Origin of the sequence: Chromohalobacter beijerinckii, assembly GCF_023061185.1 — a bacterium.
Classification (GTDB): domain Bacteria; phylum Pseudomonadota; class Gammaproteobacteria; order Pseudomonadales; family Halomonadaceae; genus Chromohalobacter; species Chromohalobacter beijerinckii.
Map to the genome: position 1 here is coordinate 15803 of NZ_JAKGAK010000019.1, position 19659 is coordinate 35461.

Sequence of the window (19659 nt, forward strand, 5' to 3'; positions counted from 1 at the left end):
AGGGCGAGAGTTCAACGCGAGGCCTGGTAGGCGTCTTGTGCACTCGTATTACCATCCGCGGTGGTCACGCCCTCGAGCCAGGCGTTGACCCGCTCGGGATGCGACTGGATCCAGGTCGCGGCGACCGCTTCCAGCGGCTGGTCCTCGCGGCTGTAGGCGTAGACCCACTGGTCCTGGACGGCGATGGGCACGACCATGTTGTCGAGAAAGGCGATGACGTTGGGGTGGCGCTCGGCGAAGTCGCTGGCGACCACCGTGGACACCGAGCTGGCGTCGCCCCAGAGGTTCTCGGGGTCCTCCAGGTAGCGAATGTCGAAGTCGACGTTCATCCAATGCGGTTCCCAGCCCAGGAAGGCGACCCATTGCTCGTTACGGATGTCGCTTTCGACCTGCGACATCATGCCGGTCTCGCTGGACGCGGCGACCCGCCAGTCATCCAGGCCGTAGGTGCCGTCATCGATGGCGTTCTGCATCAATTCGTTGCCGACGTTGCCCGGCTCGATGCCATAAAAGGTGCGGCCGAAGCGTTCCGCGTGCTCGGCGAGATCGGCCATCGAGTGCACACCGGCGTCCCAGACGTATTCGGGCACCGCGAGCTGAAAGCGCGCGCCGTCGATGTTCTTGACGACTTCGACCAGCTCGCCGGCTTCCAGGCGAGGATCGAGCATGCCGCTTTGCGACGGCCGCCAGAGCGCCATGTTGACGTCGAGATCGCCGCTCGCCATGCCTTCCAGGATGATCGACGAGCTGGCTTCCCGCAGCGAGGTGCGATAGCCGAGCGTGTCCAGCAGTTGTCGCGCCACTTCCGACTTGACGGTGGCGCCGGGCCATTGCGGCGTGCCGAAGCGGACCGTGTCGTCCTCGGCCTGGGCGAGCCCGAAAGGCGCGAGCAGTAGCGCGCCCATGGCGCCGCCGAGCAACGTGGACGTCAAGCGGCCCAGCGGGGTGCGGTGTCGGGGGATAGCGGTCATGGGAGTCTCCTCGTGATGTGTTGTCGTTGTGTTGCCGTCAGGTGCGGCGAGCGGGCCTGCGCGAGCTCAAAAGCCGCACACGCCGCCACCGTCGACGGACAGGATGGCGCCATGGGTGAAACCGGCCTGGGGAGAGGCGAGATAGAGCACGGCATCGGCGATCTCTTGCGGTTTTCCCATGCGTTGCAGGGGCGCTCGTCGATGGGCCGCGTCCAGGTAGGCGTGTGGCTCGCCGCTGGCCTCGGCGGCGTGCTGGATCATGTCGGTCTCGACATTGCCCGGGCACACGCAGTTGATCCGTATGCGGCCGGCCAGCTCCAGGGCCAGGGCGCGGGTCAGGTTGACCACGGCGGCCTTGGCACCGGAGTAGACGCTGCTCGGTGGGAAGCCGATCAGGCCGGCATCCGAACCCAGGTTGACGACGTTGCCGCCACTGGCCTCCAGGTGCGGTAGCGCCGCCTGGAGGCAGAAGAAGGTGCCGCCCACGTTGACGCGGAACGTGCTGTCCCAGTGTTCCTGCGTGACCGCTTCGAAGGGCACTTCCTCGAAGACGCCGGCGCAATTGACCAGGATGTCGAGCCCACCGAGGCGCGCGACGGCAGTTTCCACGACCGCCCGGCACTCGGCCTGGGTGCCGATCTCGCCCACGGCGGATTCCACCGTGGCCGAGGCAAGCTCGGTATTCGCCAGCGAATCGCGGAACGCCTCGACGGAGGCCTCTCGGCGCGCGCCGATGGCGACGCGCGCCCCCTGTTCCAGAAAGCGCCGTGCCGTGGCGGCGCCGATACCGCGGGCGCCGCCGGTCACCAGCACGCGTTGACCGGTGAATGTCATGACGGCGCCTCCTGGGGCGTGCTGGCGTCACCGTGCAAGGCCTGGAACACCAGGCGGTGAAAGTGCAGCACCAGGTGCTCGCTTTCGTTGCTGCGTGCGGCATCGATCATGTAACGGCCTTGGTCGTAGCCCAGCGAGTGCAGGCCTTTCTGCACGCTGATGTTGAGCTCGATGTCCTCGGGGCCGAGTTCTTCGTTCATCCAGCGCATGCTGGCCTTGGTGACTTCCGGCAGCGTGTCGTGCGGGGTGTAATACCCGAAGCGCAGAATCGAACGCTCGGCATCCAGCGGGATGATCATGAACGTGCCCATGCACTGCGAGAACGGGAACTGGTAGAAGGTGTTGTGCGGCCAGATGCCGATGTTGAAAAAGCCGTCGCCGTTGCCGGGCGGGCGATCCAGCGACACGCCGTAAGCCTGCTTGGCATCGGCATTGGGCGGCGCGCCGTAGGTCCACCAGTTGTCGTGATGGGTCAGGCGGTAGCCATCGAAGTCGATCAGGGCGGCCAGGTCGACGTGGTGGGGCCCCGAAAGCTGGAAGTGATAGCCCTCGATGGAGTTGTCCATGATCACTTTCCAGTTGGCCGGGACGATGACGTCGTCTTCCTGGATCAACTGCATGGCGTCCAGATCCGGAATCGCCTCGCGTATGGCGGCCTCGGCACCGGGGAAGAGTGTCTGCATGTCGGTGGCGTTGGGATCGAGATTGAAGTAGACGCCCCCCGCGAAGACTTCCAGGCGCACCGGCGGAATGTGGTAATCATCGACATTGAAGGCCGCGATCCGGTCGCTGCGAGGTGCGGCGCGTAGGCTGCCGTCCAGCCCGTAGCACCAGGAATGATAGGCACAGCGGATGACGCCTTTCTGAACGCCGCGCGTCTCGTTGAGTAGACGGTTGCCACGGTGCTGGCAGACGTTATGAAAGGCATGCAACTCGCCTTGGCGGTCACGTATCACGATGACGCTCTGATCGAAGATCTCACGCACCACGAAGGCGCCGGGCTCGGCCAGCTCGTTGACATGACAGGCGAAATGCCAGGCACTCATGAAGATGCGGTCACGTTCGGCGGCAAACAGTTGTGGGTCGTAGAAATAACGGGACGGAAGAGTCAGTGCCTTTTCCGCGGGCTGCTCCGCCCACGCTTGGGGAGTCGTGTCGGTCATGTCCTGCCTCATGCAAGCGGTTTGTGTCGTTGGTCTGGCACAAGGCTAAGGCGGCGCCGAACAGCTCACATGATGTTTTCTGACACGACGTGGCGGACCGATTGATAATAAACGGCGTTTTTGCGTCGCTATAGATCAAATAAGAGTGACGAAAAAAGGCGAACCGCCTGGCTATCTTGCGGATGGTCTTGATCTTTCACGACATGGGGTTTCACGACCAGCCTCGGGCCGTCGTGTCCCGGGCGTCGTCGAGCATACCTAGCATAGCCCTGGCGGCATTGGAGAGAGTACGGCTCTTGTGGAACAGGTATCCCAGCGGACGCTGGATGGGACGATGATCGATGGGCATGACCTCGATCTCGTCGTCGATCATGGTCTCGGGCAATACGCTCCAGCCCAGGCCGATGGCGACCATCATCTTGAGGGTTTCGAGGTAGTTGGTGGATAGCGAGACGTTCACTTGCAGGCCGTCGCGGGCGAAGGTGTCCACCACGATGCCCCGGGTGAAGGTCAGATGCCCCGGCAGCACGGCGTCGTAATCGGACAGTGCCGACAGGGCGACCGTGTCGCGTCCGGCGAGGGCGTGCTCGCGTCCGCAGACGAAGCGCAGCTGGTCGATCCACACCGGCACCACCGTCAGCGCAGGATCGGGGACCGGGGCCAGCGTGACCACGGCGAGCTCCAGGTCGCCGTCCAGCACGCCTTGGTAGGCTTGTTCCGAGTCCAGGAAGCGCATGTCCATGCGGACGTCGGGATGCGCCTGAGTATAGGCCTTGAGCAGCGGTGGCAGACGGTGTAGGCCGACATGATGGCTGGTGGCCATGGTCAGGCTGCCGCTGACGTCGCCGCTGAGGTTGGAAAGCGCGCGGCGGCTGTCGTCGAACATCACCAAAATCTGGCGGGCACGCGGCAGCAGGGTGTGACCGGCCTCGGTAAGCGTCACGCGGCGGTTGAGTCGGTCGAAGAGCTGCGCGCCGACTTGCCCCTCGAGGCCCGCGATGCGCTTGCTGACGGCGGGCTGTGTCAGGTGGAGCTGCTCCGCGGCGAGCGAGAACGAGCCGTGATCGGCGACCGCGAGGAAGGCTTGCAGGCTTTGCGTATCCATGAACGCGCTCTCTTGGGAAGTATTCTATTTTGGAATCCAAAGCATAAATAACATGAATTGCGTTTATCCATAAGCCCCCTTAGGCTTAGGGGCATCAAGGTTGCGCCGGTTATCGCGGCGTGTAGCTAGCGACATGTTGCAAGGCGACATTTTGCAAGACGACATAGAGCGTCATCGCCCAATCTTCCCGGTCGGGAAGGCACGAGTGGAGGAGATTCCATGGCAGGCCAGACTCTTTACGACAAGCTCTGGTCGCGGCACCTGGTAAAGGAACGCGACGATGGCACGGCGTTGATCTACATCGACCGTCACCTGCTCCACGAGGTGACCTCACCGCAGGCCTTCGAGGGGCTGCGTCTCGCCGGACGCAAGCCGTGGCGGCTGGATACCAATCTCGCCACGCCGGACCATAACGTGCCGACCACGCTCAAGGAGCGTGCCGAGGGCAACGCGGGCATCGTTGACCCGGTCTCGCGCATTCAGGTCGAGACGCTGGATGACAACTGCACCAGCTTCGGCATCGAAGAGTTCCGCATCAACGATGCGCGCCAGGGCATCGTACACGTGGTCGGGCCGGAGCAAGGCGCCACGCAGCCGGGTATGACGGTCGTCTGCGGCGATTCTCACACCGCCACACACGGCGCCTTCGGGGCTCTAGCACATGGCATCGGTACCTCTGAGGTCGAGCACGTGCTGGCGACCCAGTGCCTGATCCAGCGCAAGATGAAGAACATGCAAGTGCGCGTCGAGGGCGAGCTGGGTCTCGGCGTGACGGCGAAGGACATCGTGCTGGCGGTGATCGGCAAGATCGGTACCGCCGGCGGCACAGGCTATGCCATCGAGTTCGCCGGTAGCGCGATTCGCGACCTGTCCATGGAAGGCCGCATGACCATCTGCAACATGGCCATCGAAGCTGGCGCGCGCGTAGGGCTGGTGGCGGTCGACGAGACCACGGTCGAGTATCTGCGTCGGCGTCCCTTTGCGCCCAGTGAGGAATACTGGGATGCGGCGGTCGCCGACTGGCGCGAGCTGGTCTCCGACGACGATGCGCCGTTCGACAAGGTGGTCGAACTCGACGCCGCCGAGATCGAGCCGCAGGTCACCTGGGGAACGAGCCCGGAAATGGTCGCCGGTGTCGGCGCGCAGGTACCGGATCCTGCCGCCGCCGGCGACGAGACTGTGCAGCGCGGCGTCTCGCGTGCCCTCGAGTACATGGGGCTTCACGCGGGGCAGCAGATCACCGATATCCAGCTCGACAAGGTCTTCATCGGCTCGTGCACCAACTCGCGCATCGAAGACTTGCGCGAGGCGGCCAAGGTCGCCAAAGGGCGCAAGGTGGCGGATTCCATCCAACTGGCGATGGTCGTACCCGGCTCCGGGCTGGTCAAGCGCCAGGCCGAGGAGGAAGGGCTGGACAAGATATTCCTCGAGGCGGGATTCGAATGGCGCGAGCCGGGGTGCTCCATGTGCTTGGCGATGAATGCCGACAAGTTGGGGACCGGCGAGCATTGCGCTTCGACGTCCAATCGTAACTTCGAGGGACGCCAGGGCTACGGAGGCCGCACGCATCTGGTGAGCCCCGCCATGGCTGCTGCCGCCGCCATCGCCGGGCACTTCGTCGATGTGCGCGATTTCGGGGCCGAGCGCGCCGCCAACGATGACAGCCAAGTACAGGAGGCGTGAGCATGCGACAGTTCGATCGTCATCAGGGCCTCGTGGCGCCCATGGATCGCGCCAACGTGGATACCGACCTGATCATTCCCAAGCAGTTTCTGAAGTCGATCAAGCGCACCGGCTTCGGCCCCAATCTGTTCGATGAGCTGCGCTACCTGGACGAGGGCTATCCGGGCCAGGACGTCGCCAACCGCCCGCTCAATCCGGATTTCGTGCTCAATCAGACGCGTTATCAGGGCGCCAGCGTATTGCTGGCACGCCGCAACTTCGGCTGCGGCAGCTCGCGCGAGCATGCCCCCTGGGCACTGGAAGACTTCGGGTTTCGCGTGATCATCGCGCCTAGCTTCGCGGATATCTTCTTCAACAATGCCTTCAAGAACGGCCTGTTGCTGATCACGTTCGACGAGGCCACGGTGGATCGGCTATTCCGGGAAGCCGAGGCCGAAGAAGGCTATCGCCTGGATGTCGATCTGGAAAAGCAGCAGGTCACCACACCCAGCGGCGAAGTGCTGACCTTCGAGGTCGACTCGTTCCGCAAGCATTGCCTGCTCGAAGGGCTGGACGATATCGGCCTGACCTTGAAGGACGCCGACGCTATCGATGACTTCGAAAAGCGTCATCGCCAGGCGCGGCCGTGGTTGTTCCGCCAGGCCGGATGACGCCGGCGGTCTTTGAATAACAACAACGCTGGACACAACCGATAGGGAGGCCCGGCTCAATGAGTCGGGATGGCAGGGAACGCCCATCTTCCCGTGGTCGGCGTCGCGGCGCCGGCCACCCACGAACCAATCATCACGTCATTCATGATGATGTGTCGAGTTGCGAGAGAGTACGCCATGAGTCGCAAGATTCTCGTTCTGCCGGGCGACGGTATCGGCCCGGAAATCACCCGCGAGGCGGTCAAGATCCTCAACGCGTGCCGCGAGGCGGGCCTGGAAGCCAGCGTCGAGGAAGGTCTGGTCGGCGGAGCGGGTATCGACGCCCATGGCGTGCCGTTGCCCGACGAGACGCTGGCGCGTGCCAAGGCGGCCGATGCGGTGTTGCTGGGCGCCGTGGGCGGCCCCCAGTGGGACAAGATCGAGGATCTGGCCAAGCGTCCGGAGAAAGGACTGCTGGGGCTGCGCAAGAACCTCAACCTGTTCGGTAACCTGCGTCCGGCGCTGTTGTATCCGCAATTGGCCTCGGCTTCGAGCCTCAAGCCCGAGATCGTCGCCGGGCTGGACATCATGATCGTGCGCGAGCTCACCGGCGGCATCTATTTCGGTCAGCCGCGGGGCATTGAGGAGCGCGACGGCGAGAAGGTCGGCTTCAATACCTATATCTACGCCGAGCACGAGATCGAGCGCATCGGCCGCGTGGCCTTCGAGATGGCGCGCGCACGCGGTGGCAAGCTCTGCTCGGTGGACAAGGCCAACGTGCTCGAGGCCACCATCCTGTGGCGCGAGGTCATGGAGCGACTGGCGCCGGAGTATCCGGATGTCGAACTGTCGCACATGTACGTCGACAACGCCGCCATGCAGCTGGTGCGCGCGCCGAAGCAGTTCGACGTCATCGTTACCGGCAACATGTTCGGTGATATCCTCTCCGACGCTGCGGCGATGCTGACGGGCTCGATCGGCATGTTGCCCTCGGCATCGCTCAACGAACAACGTCAGGGCATGCACGAGCCCTGTCACGGCAGCGCGCCGGATATTGCCGGGCAAGGCGTCGCCAACCCGTTGGCGACGATCTTGTCCGTGGCCATGATGCTGCGCTATTCCCTCGAGGCGCCGCAGCTCGCCGAGCGCATCGAACGCGCCGTGGGTTCGGTGCTCGATCAGGGGCTGCGTACCGCCGATATCGCCTTCGAGGGCACGGCCCCCGTCTCGACCCAGGCGATGGGCGATGCCGTGTTGGCGGCATTCCAGGCGCAATGAGCGCGGCTCACGTATCATGGCCGTACGCCCATTCGTAGATTTCAGGAGGACGACACATGCTTAGAGTCGGTTTTGTCGGTTGGCGAGGAATGGTGGGGTCCGTCCTCATGCAACGCATGCGCGAGGATGGCGATTTCAGCGGCCTCGAGCCGGTGTTCTTCACCACCTCCCAGGTCGGCCAGCCTGGCCCCGACATCGGGGTTGAAGTGCCGCCCCTCAAGGATGCCCGTGACCTGGAGGCCCTCAAGAGTCTCGACGTGGTGGTCACCGCTCAGGGTGGCGACTATACGGAAAGCGTCTACCGCCCGCTGCGCGAGGCCGGCTGGCAGGGCTATTGGATCGACGCCGCCAGCACGCTGCGCATGGCGGACGAGGCGACCATCGTGCTCGACCCGGTCAACCGCCACGTCATCGAGCGCAGTCTCGCCAATGGCGGCAAGACGTTCGTGGGCGGCAATTGCACCGTCAGCCTGATGCTGCTGGGCCTGGGCGGTTTGTTCGAGGCCAATATGGTGGAGTGGATGACCTCCATGACCTACCAGGCCGCATCGGGCTCGGGCGCCAAGCACATGCGCGAGCTACTTTCCCAGATGGGTGCCCTGCACGGTGCTGCGGCATCCTCGCTGGCCGATCCCGGCAGTGCGATCCTGGATATCGACCGTCAGGTGACGCAGACCATGCGCGGCGGTGATTTTCCCACCGAGCAGTTCGGTGAGCCACTGGCCGGCAGCCTGTTGCCGTGGATCGACAAGGCGATGGACAACGGTCAGAGCAAGGAAGAGTGGAAAGGCGGGGTCGAGAGCAACAAGATTCTCGCCACCGGTGACTCGCCGATTCCCATCGACGGCTTGTGCGTGCGCATCGGCGCGATGCGTTCGCATAGCCAGGCGTTCACCATCAAGCTCAAGCAGGATGTGCCGATCGACGAGATCGAGGATCGTCTAGCCAAGCACAACCAGTGGGCGAAGGTGATTCCCAATGAGAAAGACGCCACCTTGAGCGGCCTGACACCGGCGGCCGCTACCGGCACGTTGGACGTGCCGGTCGGGCGCTTGCGTAAGCTGGCCATGGGCGGCGAATATCTGTCCGCCTTTTCGGTGGGCGATCAGCTGCTGTGGGGCGCGGCGGAGCCGCTCAAGCGGATGCTGGGCATCCTCCGCGAGCAGCGTTGATCGGGTCGCCGGTCAGGCAATGAGAAGGGCGCCCAAGAACGGGCGCCCTTCTCGTTTTAGGCGAGTGTGCGACGTGTCAGAACTGCGCTTCCTCGGTAGAGCCCTTGAGCGCGGTCACCGATGATACGCCGCCTTGAATGATGTTGGTCATGTCGTCGAAGTAGCCGGTACCGACTTCCTGCTGGTGGGCGACGAAAGTGTAGCCACGCTCGGCCGCTTCGAATTCAGGCTGCTGGACCTTCTCGACATAATGCTTCATGCCTTCGCCTTGGGCGTAGGCGTGGGCGAGATCGAACATGTTGTACCACATGTTGTGAATGCCGGCTAAGGTGATGAATTGGTAGGTGTAGCCCATATCGGCCAGGGCTTTCTGGAAGCCGGCGATCTCGGCGTCGTCTAGATTCTTCTTCCAGTTGAACGACGGCGAGCAGTTGTAGGCCAACAGCTGATTGGGATATTCGCGGTGGATCGCATCGGCGAAACGCTTGGCCTCGTCGAGATCCGGCTTGGCGGTTTCGCACCAGATCACATCCGCGAAGGGCGCGTAGGCCAGGCCTCGGGCGATGGCTTGATCGAGCCCGGCGCTGACCCGGTAGAAGCCTTCGGCGGTGCGCTCGCCGGTGATGAAGGGCTTGTCGTAATCATCCACGTCGGCGGTAATCAGATCGGCGGCGTTGGCATCGGTGCGCGCGATGACTAGCGTCGATGTGCCTGCCACATCGGCAGCCAGTCGTGCAGCGACCAGTTTCTGCACGGCTTCCTGGGTCGGCACCAGCACCTTGCCCCCCATGTGGCCGCATTTCTTGACCGCGGCGAGTTGATCCTCGAAATGCACGCCGCTGGCACCGGCACGAATCATCGCCGTCATCAGTTCATAGGCGTTGAGCACGCCGCCGAACCCCGCCTCGGCGTCGGCGACGATGGGCGCGAAGTAATCGACGAAGTCGGCATCGCCGGGGTTGGCGCCTTTCTGCCACTGGATCTGATCCGCGCGGCGGAAGCTGTTGTTGATACGCTCGACGACCTTGGGCACCGAGTCCACCGGGTAGAGCGACTGGTCGGGGTACATCGACAGGTAGCTGTTGTTGTCGGCGGCGACCTGCCAGCCTGAGAGATAGATCGCTTCGATACCCGCCTTGACCTGTTGCATGGCTTGGCCGCCTGTCAGCGCGCCGAGACAGTTGACGTAGCCTTTGCGAGCCTCGCCGTTGACTAGGCGCCAGAGCTTTTCGGCGCCTATCGTGGCGAGCGTATGCGCTTCATTGACGCTACCACGAAGCCTTACGACTTCCTCGGCACTATACGGACGCGTGACGTCCTTCCAGCGCGGATTCTCGTTCCAATCCTTTTCCAATGCGGCGATTTGCTGTTCGCGTGTCTGGGACATGTCGCTTGCCTCTTGGTCATCGTGAGCGTTTAGAGCGTGCCCGAAAGGGCATTTCACGTTCAGCCGAAGTACGATATTTTCCGCTGCGGTACGCGTAATGACGCGGATATTGCGCTGCGGTAAAACAACCGTTTTAACCTCGGCTTTAGAGAAAATATGACGCACACAAGGCGTGGCAACAATGCCTAGTTAGGCGCAGGAAACGTTGTAGTTTGACTACATGACGCCCGAATGGCGCGGCATCATGTAGCTTTTTTCCGAGGGGTAAGAAAGGTCCAAGACAACTTATTGAAAACGCAGGCTCATATGGTAATGGGGGATGTTGGCATCGAGGAACTCATCGCCATACGCGGTAAAGCCCAAACGTTCGTAGAAAGGGATCGCGTAGGTCTGAGCATCCAAATGCACGGTATGGTGGCCGGCTTCGCGGGCCACCACGAGAATCGCTTCCATCAAATGCAGGCCTAGCCCTTGGCCGCGGGCTTCCTCGAGAATCGCCACGCGCCCGATATGGCCATCCGGCAAGAGGCGCGCCGTGCCCACGGCGCGATCATCGACATGGAGCAGGAAATGCAGACATTGCGGGTCGCGGCCATCCCACTCTTCCGACTGGGGAACGTTTTGCTCCTCGATGAACACGACCTTGCGGATCGCGCTACACGCCGAACCCAGCGTCTCCCAGTCACCGTTGGTGATATGCCGTTCACTCATCGTCGTTTTCCTGCGTCTCGTCTTGCCAGTGGAGGCTGCCTTGACTGACCAGCTTGGCGAGTAGCGTCAGCGCCTGATCATCGAGGTGAGATGCCAGCGTGGCGGCATGCAGTGGCGTGGTATCGGCCAGCAGACGCGCGAGACCAGGCGGGCAGTCATGGCCGTCGCCATCCGTGAACAGCGTGGTGCGGCCGTTCTCCTCGTGAAATGCGAAGCGCGAGCCCAGGGCGCGTTCCAAGTAGTGTCCCTGTGACAGCCCCTCGGTGATGGCGTCGCTGTCGGTGGGTGTCTCGAGGGGCGCGAGCTGATCGGCATACTTGGGTTGGGTCATTACGCGTCCGAACCATTGTGTCATCTGCGCCGGATCGTCGATCACCGACAGCACCAAGGTGCGCAGACGCGCGATGGCGTCGTCATCGACGCGGCCGGCGTGTTCGATGGGGCGCAGATCAGGGTCGGTGTAGCGCGAGGTCTCGGACTGCATTTCACCGAGATAGTCGGCGAACGAGGTGATGATTTCGTCGGTTGAGGGCGCGCGGAAGCCGATCGAGTAGGTCATGCAGTCGGCGCTCTGGCTGACCCCGTGATGGGCGATACGCGGTGGCAGATACAGCATGTCGCCGGGCTCGAGTACCCAGTCCTCGCCAGGGGCGACCTCGAAGCGTTCGAGCATGCGCAGGTCGACGCCTGAGACGATGGGGGCGTCGTCGGGCTGCTCACCACCGAGTTGCCAGCGCCGCTGACCGCTGCCCTGGAGCAGGAAGACATCGTAGCTGTCGACATGGGGGCCGACACTGCCCTCGGGCGGCGCGTAACTGACCATGACGTCGTCGAGGCGCCAGCGCGGCAGGAAATCGAAGGCTTCGAGCAGGGCAGCGACCTCGGGCACGTAATGATCGACGGCCTGGACCAGTAGGGACCATTCCCGGTCGGGCAGGCGCGCGAAGGTGGCATCATCGAAAGGCCCATGGCTGACCTGCCACGGCTTGTCGGGGCCATGCGCCTCGACGAGTCGGGCTTCGATGCCGTCTTCACAGGCCAGGCCGGCGAGTTCCTCCGGGGCAAGCGGCGACTCGAAGTCAGGGAATGCGCCACGAATCAGCAGCGGTTTTTTCTGCCAGTAGTCACGCAGGAAAGTCTCGGCGGTCAAACCGCCGAGTATCGATAGGGGAGTGTCGCTCGACATAAGAATCTCGGGACTCGAAAGGGATGAGTGGGCAACCGCGACCATGTGTGAAGCTTGAAGAGCGGCGCTGCGCGCCTGGAAGCCGGAAGAAACGGCTTGGCACCGTTGGTAGCGAGTTCATGATGCCTTCCAGCTTCCTGCTACTTATAGCTTGCGAGCTTGCTCGCTGGCATTCCCGATATAGGTGGCCGGGGTCAGTGCCTTGAGCTCGGTCTTGACGTCGTCGGGCAATTCCAGGCTGTCGATGAAGGCCGCGAACCCGGCCTGGTCGACTCGCTTGCCGCGCGTCAGGGTCTTGAGCTTTTCATAAGGCTTTTCGATACCGTAGCGGCGCATCACGGTCTGGATCGGCTCGGCGAGGACTTCCCAGTTCTGATCGAGGTCCTCGTCGAGGCGGGCCGGATTGGCCTCCAGCTTGCTGACCCCTTTGAGTGTGGCCTGGTAGGCGATCAGCCCGTATGCCAGGCCTACGCCGAGGTTGCGCAGTACCGTGGAATCGGTCAGGTCGCGCTGCCAGCGAGAAATCGGTAGCTTCTCGGCGAGGTGGCCGAGCAGGGCGTTGGAGAGGCCGAGATTGCCCTCGGAATTCTCGAAATCGATGGGATTGACCTTGTGGGGCATGGTCGAAGAGCCGATCTCGCCCTCGACGGTCTTCTGCTTGAAGTAGCCCAGCGAGATATAGCCCCACACGTCGCGGTCGAAGTCGATCAAGATGGTGTTGAAGCGCGCGATGGCATCGAACAGTTCGGCGATGTAGTCGTGCGGCTCGATCTGCGTGGTATAGGGATTGAAGGTCAGCCCCAAGTTCTCGACGAAAATGCGTGCGTTCTCGACCCAATCGATTTCCGGATAGGTGGTGAAGTGGGCGTTGTAGTTGCCCACTGCGCCGTTGATCTTGCCGAGGATCTCGGCGGCTTCGATCTGCTTGAGCTGGCGGCGCAGGCGATACGCCACGTTGGCCATTTCCTTGCCCAGCGTGGTGGGGCTGGCGGTCTGGCCGTGGGTGCGCGAAAGCATGGGTTGCTCGGCGTGCTCGTGGGCCAGGCGCTCGACCGCGGTGACGATCTCACGCAGCGTGGGCAACAAGGTGTCGAGGCCACCGCGCAGCATCACCCCGTGGGAGAGGTTGTTGATGTCCTCACTGGTGCAGGCGAAATGGATGAACTCGGTGACCGCATGCAGCTCCGGAAAGTCGGCGACCTTTTCCTTCAGGAAGTACTCCACCGCTTTGACGTCATGGTTGGTGGTACGCTCGATCTCCTTGATGCGTTCGGCGTCGGCGACCGAGAACTCACTCACCAGCTGGCCGAGAAAGGCCGTGGCCTGTGCCGAAAGCGGCGGCACTTCAGTAATCTGCGGATGTGCGGCGAGACGTTCCAGCCAGCGGACTTCGACGGTCACGCGGGCACGAATCAGGCCATACTCGCTGAAATGCTCGCGCAGGGCCGCAGCCTTGGCACCATAGCGACCATCGACGGGGGATAGGGCGGTGAGAGCGGAAAGTTCCATGGATGTCGTCTTCCGGGTCGTGGATCGAATCGCGCGGCGAGGACCGTTAGCGGTCGTCGAGGGCATTGAGTGATTTCTTGATGGACTGACGCTGAAGCAGCAGCTTCCAGCGGCGGCCGCCTTGCTGGTGCCAAAGCAGGGCGAAACGTACGCCCGTCAGCAAAGCAGCTCGCACGCGCTCGGGCATCATCCTGCTTTGCAGCAAGCTGGGGTCGCCTTGGACGACGATGCGGTAACGAAACGTGGACAGCGTGTCCTGATAGAGCTGACCGAGACTGGCGATCACGTTTTCGTGCGTCTCGCCGAAATGCTTGGCTTGGCCCTGAACGCGCCCCAGACGCTCTCCCAGCGAGGCTAGCATGGCATCGTCCTTGCGCAGCTTCTGCATCAGCAGCACCAGCGAGAAGCCGTAACGCATCACGGCGGGGTCGTTGCGCTGGCGATCCATCACCGCGCTGAGGGTGTCGATGCCCAGACGCAGATTGTTGTGATGGCCGCCGTAGATCGCCGCGAAGCTTTCTGGGTTGGTTTCCAGCGTGGCATGAATCAGCGTGTTCCAGGCGCGTTCGTCGCACTGCCCAGTACGGGCCAGCTCGTCGACTACCGCGGCGGCCTGGAAGACCCCCGCCAGGGCCAGGGCCTGGCGAGCGACGGCGCTTTGTGGTGCGCTTTGAATCGGGGTGGGCGTCATGCGGCGTTGTCTCCTTGGCGCGCGTGTCGGTTCCATGTCTGGCGAATGACGCCGCCGCCCAGGCAGATATCATCTTCGTAGAGCACCAGCGACTGGCCCGGTGTGACGGCGCGCTGGGGATCGTCGAAGAATGCTTCGATACCGCCGTCTTCGAGCACGCGAACCTGACAGGCGACGTCCTGCTGACGGTAGCGGGTCTTGGCTTGGAGACGTGCTTCCGGTGCCGGCGGCTGACCGGCGACCCACTCCACGGGCTCGGTGCTCAGGCTGTCGGTGTACAAAAGCGGATGGTGCTTGCCCTGCACGGCGACCAGGACGTTACGCTCGAGGTCCTTGGCGGCCACGTACCAGGGGGCGTCAGGATGGTTGGGCAGGCCGCCGATGCCCAGGCCCTGGCGCTGTCCGAGGGTGTAATACATCAGCCCCATGTGCTCGCCAATGACCTCTCCCTCGGGCGTTTCGATCGTGCCAGGCTGTGCGGGCAAGTACTGCTTCAAGAAGTCGCCGAAGCGCCGCTCACCGATGAAGCAGATGCCGGTAGAGTCCTTCTTGCGCGCGGTGGCCAGACCATGGCGCTCGGCGATGGCGCGGACCTCGCTTTTCTCCATCTCGCCGACCGGGAACAGCGTACGCGCGATGGCGACTTCCGGTACGGCGTGCAGGAAGTAGCTCTGGTCCTTGTTGGCATCCAAGCCTTTGAGCAGGCGCACGCGACCGTCACGCTCGCCGTTGCGCACGTAATGCCCGGTAGCGATGCGTTCGGCGCCAAGCATTTCGGCGTATTCGAGGAAGACCTTGAACTTGATCTCGCGGTTGCAAAGGATATCCGGGTTGGGCGTCCGCCCGGCCTTGTACTCGGCGAGGAAATGTTCGAAGACGTTATCCCAGTACTCGGCGGCGAAGTTCGCGGTATGTAACCGAATGCCGAGCTTGTCGCACACGGCCTGGGCATCGGCAAGGTCGTCCTTGGCGGTGCAGTACTCGGTGCCGTCGTCCTCGTCCCAGTTCTTCATGAACAGGCCTTCGACCTCGTAGCCCTGCTCCAGCAGGACGAGGGCGGTCACGGACGAATCGACGCCGCCGGACATGCCGACGATGACTTTGCACGCGGTAGCGGCCCCCGCGGTGGAGGATTCCGTGGCGTGAGACATGGTCACTCTCGAATGGGTTGAGGATGGATTGATGTTCGGGGCGATATTATACCTGAAACCGGCTTCGTGCTTCGAGCTTGAGCCATCAGCGCTCGTGAATTGAGCCATCAGTGCTCGTGAATTGAGCCATCAGCGCTCTTGAATTGAGCCATCAGCGTTCGTGAATCACATCGAGCGGAAACTGGCGTCCGGCCTTGGCGTCGCGTATGCGCTTGAGCACCAGCGGGCTGCGCAGGCGGTGCGCGCGTTCTAGCGCCTCGATTTCGTCGAGCGTGAGCCAATGTGCGGCGACGATGCCACTGTCCAGGTCGTTGCCCAGATGCGCCAGGGGAATTCCCACGAAGGCATGGCTGTGAAACGTCAACTCATTGGGGGCGGTATACACGTAAAGCCCCAGATAGCCGGTCAACGTGATGTGCCAGGCAGCTTCCTCGCGGGTTTCGCGTTCGGCAGCCTGGGTCAGACGCTCGCCGGGTTCGAGGTGGCCGGCGGGCTGGTTGAAGAGGCTGAACGGGCCGCCCTTGTCCTCCTCGACCAGCAGGTAACGGCCCGCGCGTTCGACGACGCTGGCAACAGTGACGTGTGGCGTCCAGCGGCTCATCGACGCCTCCGTTGGCGCTTATCGGGTGTGCGGGCCTGGGGGCGCGGCGCATGCAACGTCTCCTTACGCCAGGCGCCCGGCGCGAGGTCGTCGAGGCGCCACGGACCAATGGCGACGCGGACCAACCGCAGCGTAGGATGACCGACATGTGCCGTCATGCGGCGGACCTGCCGGTTGCGGCCTTCGTTGAGGACGATTTCGAGCCAGGCGGTGGGAATGGCCTCGCGGTAGCGTACCGGCGGTTGGCGTGGTGCGATACCGGGTGCCTCGAGACGCCGCACCTGGGCGGGACGCGTTGGGCCATCTTTTAGCGTGACGCCGCTGCGCAGCGCATTTAGGGTCGTTTCCCCGGGCGCGCCTTCGACTTGCACCCAGTAGGTTTTGGGCTGCTTGTGACGCGGATGGCTGATGCGGTGGGCCAGGGCGCCGTCGTCGGTCAGCAGGAGCAGGCCCTCAGAGTCGTAATCGAGACGCCCGGCGGGGTATACCTCGGGGACGTCGATGACGTTGGCGAGCGTTGCCCTGCCTTGCGTATCGGTAAACTGCGAGAGCATTTGATAAGGTTTATGCAGCAGGTACAGCGAACTCATGGGCGGTCTCGGACCTTTCGACAAGCAGCGGCGATGGGCAAAGCCTACTCCGCACTCGGGGCGCGATGCCATACTTGCTCCTGTCAGGAGTGGGCTTTTTCGTGGTGTCTACCTTGTATCCATGCCCAGCCGGCCGCACATTGAAGAGACCGAAGATAGGCGGCGGTGATGGCCCCAGGGCTTCGTATTGCCTATCCGGCGCGCACTTACGGAAATTTCCATCTATGTTTGAAACAGAAAGCCCATTCGTACCTCGAGCGCCTGACGCGGCGGTCATCCTTGGCATGACACGACCGCCTGGCGAGGATCCCCACGAAGACCCGGAGGGCGACGTATCGGTCCAGTCGGCGGACCCAGAGCTGGCTAAGCCGCCGATGTACAAGGTCGTGCTGCACAACGATGACTTCACTCCCATGGAGTTCGTCGTCGAGGTGCTGCAAACCTTCTTTGCGTTGGAGCGGGAGAAAGCCGTGCAGATCATGCTTGTCGTGCATACTCATGGCAAGGCGACCTGCGGCATCTTTACCCGTGATATCGCGGAAACCAAATGTCATCAAGTCAACGAGTACGCACGCGAATGTCAGCATCCGTTACTGTGCGATATCGACGAGGCGGACTGAGACGGCACTACTACGTTAAGTCGTGGTCCAAGGTAGCACTTGCATAACCTCTGTTTGTGCCCGATTGTGAAAGTGCCGACAGACGCCATAGGCGGCTAAGAGGGGATTGCCATGTTGAGCAAAGAACTTGAACTCACCCTGAACACGGCCTTCACCGTGGCGCGCTCCAAGCGCCACGAGTTCATGACCGTGGAACACCTGCTGCTGGCGTTGTTGGACAATGCCTCCGCGGCCGATGTGTTGCGAGCCTGCGGCGCCAATCTCGAAAAGCTGCGCGCCGATCTGCAGGACTTCATCAATTCCACCACCCCCTTGATTCCCGACGATCAGGAAGATCGTGAAACGCAGCCCACGCTGGGCTTCCAGCGCGTACTGCAGCGCGCCGTCTTCCATGTGCAATCCTCGGGGAAATCGGAAGTCACGGGGGCCAACGTCCTGGTCGCGATCTTCTCAGAGCAGGAAAGTCAGGCCGTCTACTTCCTCAAACAACAGAATGTTGCGCGCGTCGATGCGGTGAATTACATCGCGCATGGCATTTCCAAGGTTGCCGGACATGGGCAGTCTCCTTCCTCTCATGAAAGTGAAGAGGCCGAAGAGGGCGTGTCGGAGGGTAGCCCCCATCCGCTGACGGGCTATGCCACCAACCTCAACGAACAGGCGCGCCTGGGCAAGATCGATCCGTTGATCGGTCGCGACCATGAGCTGGAGCGCGTGATTCAGATCCTTGCGCGGCGGCGCAAGAACAATCCGTTGCTGGTGGGCGAGGCCGGTGTCGGCAAGACCGCCATCGCCGAAGGCCTGGCCAAGCGTATCGTCGAGGAAGATGTCCCCGATGTGATCAGCGATGGTGTCGTCTACTCGCTGGACATGGGGACCTTGCTGGCCGGCACCAAGTACCGGGGTGACTTCGAGAAGCGGCTCAAGGGGCTGCTGGCCGAGTTGCGCAAACAGCCTAACTCGATCTTGTTCATCGACGAGATTCATACCGTGATCGGTGCCGGCGCCGCATCGGGCGGCGTCATGGACGCCTCCAACCTGCTCAAGCCGCTGCTGTCTTCGGGCGAGTTGCGCTGTATCGGCTCGACCACTTTCCAGGAGTATCGTGGCATCTTCGAAAAGGATCGTGCCTTGGCGCGGCGCTTCCAGAAAGTCGACGTGCCCGAGCCGACGGTGGACGACACCATTCGCATCCTCAAGGGGTTGCGTGGACGCTTCGAGGAGCATCACGCGCTCAAGTACACCGATGGTGCGCTGGACAGCGCGGTGCGTCTGGCGGATCGTTATATCAACGATCGCTTCCTGCCGGACAAGGCCATCGATGTGATCGACGAGGCGGGGGCGCATCAGCGGTTGTTGCCGCCGGAAATGCGCGTCTCGACCATCGATGTCGACCAAGTCGAGGCAGTGGTCGCCTCCATTGCACGGATTCCGCCGAAGAGTGTCTCCAGTTCGGACCGCACCTTGTTGTCGAATCTCGAGCGCGATCTCAAGATGCTGGTATTCGGTCAGGATGAAGCCATTACCAGCCTCTCGGCGGCGATCAAGCTATCGCGCGCGGGGCTGAAATCGCCCGACAAGCCAGTGGGCAGCTTCCTGTTCTCGGGGCCGACCGGTGTCGGCAAGACCGAGGTGGCGCGCCAGCTGTCGCAGTTGATGGGCATCGAACTGGTGCGCTTCGATATGTCCGAGTACATGGAGCGCCACACGGTGTCGCGTCTGATCGGCGCTCCTCCCGGCTATGTCGGATACGACCAAGGCGGCTTGCTGACCGAGGCGATCACCAAACAGCCGCATTGCGTGCTGTTGCTCGACGAGATCGAGAAGGCGCACCCCGAGGTCTTCAACCTGCTGCTGCAGGTCATGGATCATGGCCGCCTGACGGACAACAACGGTCGTGAGGCCGATTTCCGCCATGTGATCGTGATTATGACCTCGAATGCCGGGGCCGAGCAGATCGCTCGGCGCTCCATCGGCTTCCAGACACAGGATCACTCCTCGGATGCCATGGAAGTGCTGCGTAAGACCTTCTCGCCCGAGTTCCGCAATCGCCTGGACGGCATCATCCAGTTCCATGGCCTGGCGCCCTCGGTGGTGCGCAACGTGGTCGACAAGTTCCTGGTTGAACTCCAGGCGCAACTCGACGAGAAACGCGTTCAGTTGGATGTCGATGAATCGGCGCGAGCCTGGCTTGCCGAAGAGGGCTACGATCCGGAAATGGGGGCGCGTCCGATGGCGCGTGTCATCCAAGAGAAGCTCAAGAAGCCGCTTGCCGAGATGATCTTGTTCGGCGACCTCGCCGAGCACGGCGGCGTAGTCTACGTCACCATTGAAGAAGGCGAGCTACACTTGGAGACGGAGGCGGCTGTGGCCTGAGCAAC

The 19659-nt window shown here is 62.7% G+C and carries 18 protein-coding genes; 6 read left to right on the forward strand and 12 right to left on the reverse strand.

Annotated features, from left to right (window positions below):
* Window positions 1-11: 11 nt before the first annotated feature.
* The 4 genes from L1075_RS13070 to L1075_RS13085 all read right to left on the reverse strand — a co-directional run bounded on the left by L1075_RS13070 (window position 12) and on the right by L1075_RS13085 (window position 4073).
* On the reverse strand, window positions 12-971 hold the full coding sequence (locus L1075_RS13070; RefSeq protein ID WP_246942246.1) for an ABC transporter substrate-binding protein: 960 nt from the start codon (window positions 969-971) through the stop codon (window positions 12-14).
* 66 nt (window positions 972-1037) lie between these two features.
* Entirely contained in the window at window positions 1038-1805 is a 768-nt protein-coding gene (locus tag L1075_RS13075; protein ID WP_011507749.1) for an SDR family NAD(P)-dependent oxidoreductase, read from the reverse strand.
* The gene (locus tag L1075_RS13080; RefSeq protein WP_246942248.1) at window positions 1802-2968 is read right to left on the reverse strand and encodes an aromatic ring-hydroxylating oxygenase subunit alpha; all 1167 of its coding nucleotides are present in this window, start codon (window positions 2966-2968) and stop codon (window positions 1802-1804) included. Before L1075_RS13080 ends, L1075_RS13075 begins: the two co-directional genes overlap by 4 nt.
* A 211-nt stretch (window positions 2969-3179) precedes the next feature.
* The gene (locus tag L1075_RS13085; RefSeq protein ID WP_075369060.1) at window positions 3180-4073 is read right to left on the reverse strand and encodes a LysR family transcriptional regulator; all 894 of its coding nucleotides are present in this window, start codon (window positions 4071-4073) and stop codon (window positions 3180-3182) included.
* A gap of 219 nt (window positions 4074-4292) precedes the next feature.
* Between L1075_RS13085 and leuC the strand changes: the two genes are divergently transcribed.
* The 4 genes from leuC to asd all read left to right on the forward strand — a co-directional run bounded on the left by leuC (window position 4293) and on the right by asd (window position 8835).
* Window positions 4293-5756, forward strand: coding sequence for a 3-isopropylmalate dehydratase large subunit (gene leuC / locus L1075_RS13090; protein ID WP_246895372.1), 1464 nt, complete (start codon window positions 4293-4295; stop codon window positions 5754-5756).
* Between the two features lie 2 nt (window positions 5757-5758).
* Window positions 5759-6406, forward strand: a complete 648-nt coding sequence (gene leuD / locus L1075_RS13095) for a 3-isopropylmalate dehydratase small subunit (protein ID WP_040242292.1) — start codon at window positions 5759-5761, stop codon at window positions 6404-6406.
* Between the two features lie 177 nt (window positions 6407-6583).
* A complete protein-coding gene (gene leuB, locus L1075_RS13100) occupies window positions 6584-7663 on the forward strand; it encodes a 3-isopropylmalate dehydrogenase (RefSeq protein WP_246942250.1) in 1080 nt (359 codons plus the stop codon).
* Between the two features lie 56 nt (window positions 7664-7719).
* Window positions 7720-8835 carry an aspartate-semialdehyde dehydrogenase gene (gene asd, locus L1075_RS13105; protein ID WP_040242289.1) on the forward strand — a complete coding sequence of 372 codons (1116 nt, stop codon included), beginning with the start codon at window positions 7720-7722 and terminating at the stop codon, window positions 8833-8835.
* 76 nt (window positions 8836-8911) lie between these two features.
* On the opposite strand, the gene aceA is transcribed toward asd, so the two are convergent.
* The 8 genes from aceA to L1075_RS13145 form a co-directional block, all read right to left on the reverse strand.
* Window positions 8912-10222, reverse strand: a complete 1311-nt coding sequence (aceA, locus tag L1075_RS13110) for an isocitrate lyase (protein WP_040242286.1) — start codon at window positions 10220-10222, stop codon at window positions 8912-8914.
* Between the two features lie 285 nt (window positions 10223-10507).
* Complete coding sequence (locus L1075_RS13115) at window positions 10508-10933, reverse strand: GNAT family N-acetyltransferase (RefSeq protein WP_246895373.1); 426 nt, start codon at window positions 10931-10933, stop codon at window positions 10508-10510.
* A complete protein-coding gene (locus L1075_RS13120) occupies window positions 10926-12119 on the reverse strand; it encodes a ribosomal protein uL16 3-hydroxylase (RefSeq protein WP_040242281.1) in 1194 nt (397 codons plus the stop codon). The genes L1075_RS13115 and L1075_RS13120 overlap by 8 nt, the downstream gene beginning before the upstream one ends.
* Window positions 12120-12263: 144 nt before the next feature.
* On the reverse strand, window positions 12264-13628 hold the full coding sequence (gene purB / locus L1075_RS13125) for an adenylosuccinate lyase (RefSeq protein ID WP_246895374.1): 1365 nt from the start codon (window positions 13626-13628) through the stop codon (window positions 12264-12266).
* Window positions 13629-13674: 46 nt separating this feature from the next.
* Window positions 13675-14319, reverse strand: coding sequence for a high frequency lysogenization protein HflD (hflD, locus tag L1075_RS13130; RefSeq protein WP_040242277.1), 645 nt, complete (start codon window positions 14317-14319; stop codon window positions 13675-13677).
* Window positions 14316-15470, reverse strand: a complete 1155-nt coding sequence (mnmA, locus tag L1075_RS13135; protein ID WP_246942252.1) for a tRNA 2-thiouridine(34) synthase MnmA — start codon at window positions 15468-15470, stop codon at window positions 14316-14318. Before mnmA ends, hflD begins: the two co-directional genes overlap by 4 nt.
* 151 nt (window positions 15471-15621) lie before the next feature.
* Window positions 15622-16071: an NUDIX hydrolase gene (locus L1075_RS13140; protein WP_246895376.1), complete on the reverse strand. Its 450-nt coding sequence runs from the start codon at window positions 16069-16071 to the stop codon at window positions 15622-15624.
* Window positions 16068-16661 (reverse strand): pseudouridine synthase, encoded by a 594-nt coding sequence (locus L1075_RS13145; RefSeq protein ID WP_246895377.1) that lies wholly within the window; start codon window positions 16659-16661, stop codon window positions 16068-16070. The genes L1075_RS13140 and L1075_RS13145 overlap by 4 nt, the downstream gene beginning before the upstream one ends.
* A 224-nt stretch (window positions 16662-16885) precedes the next feature.
* Here L1075_RS13145 and clpS point away from each other — a divergent pair, with 224 nt between their 5' ends.
* Both clpS and clpA read left to right on the forward strand, forming a co-directional pair.
* Complete coding sequence (clpS, locus tag L1075_RS13150) at window positions 16886-17281, forward strand: ATP-dependent Clp protease adapter ClpS (RefSeq protein WP_378092899.1); 396 nt, start codon at window positions 16886-16888, stop codon at window positions 17279-17281.
* A 111-nt stretch (window positions 17282-17392) separates the two neighbouring features.
* Window positions 17393-19654 carry an ATP-dependent Clp protease ATP-binding subunit ClpA gene (gene clpA, locus L1075_RS13155; protein ID WP_040242266.1) on the forward strand — a complete coding sequence of 754 codons (2262 nt, stop codon included), beginning with the start codon at window positions 17393-17395 and terminating at the stop codon, window positions 19652-19654.
* Window positions 19655-19659: the final 5 nt, after the last annotated feature.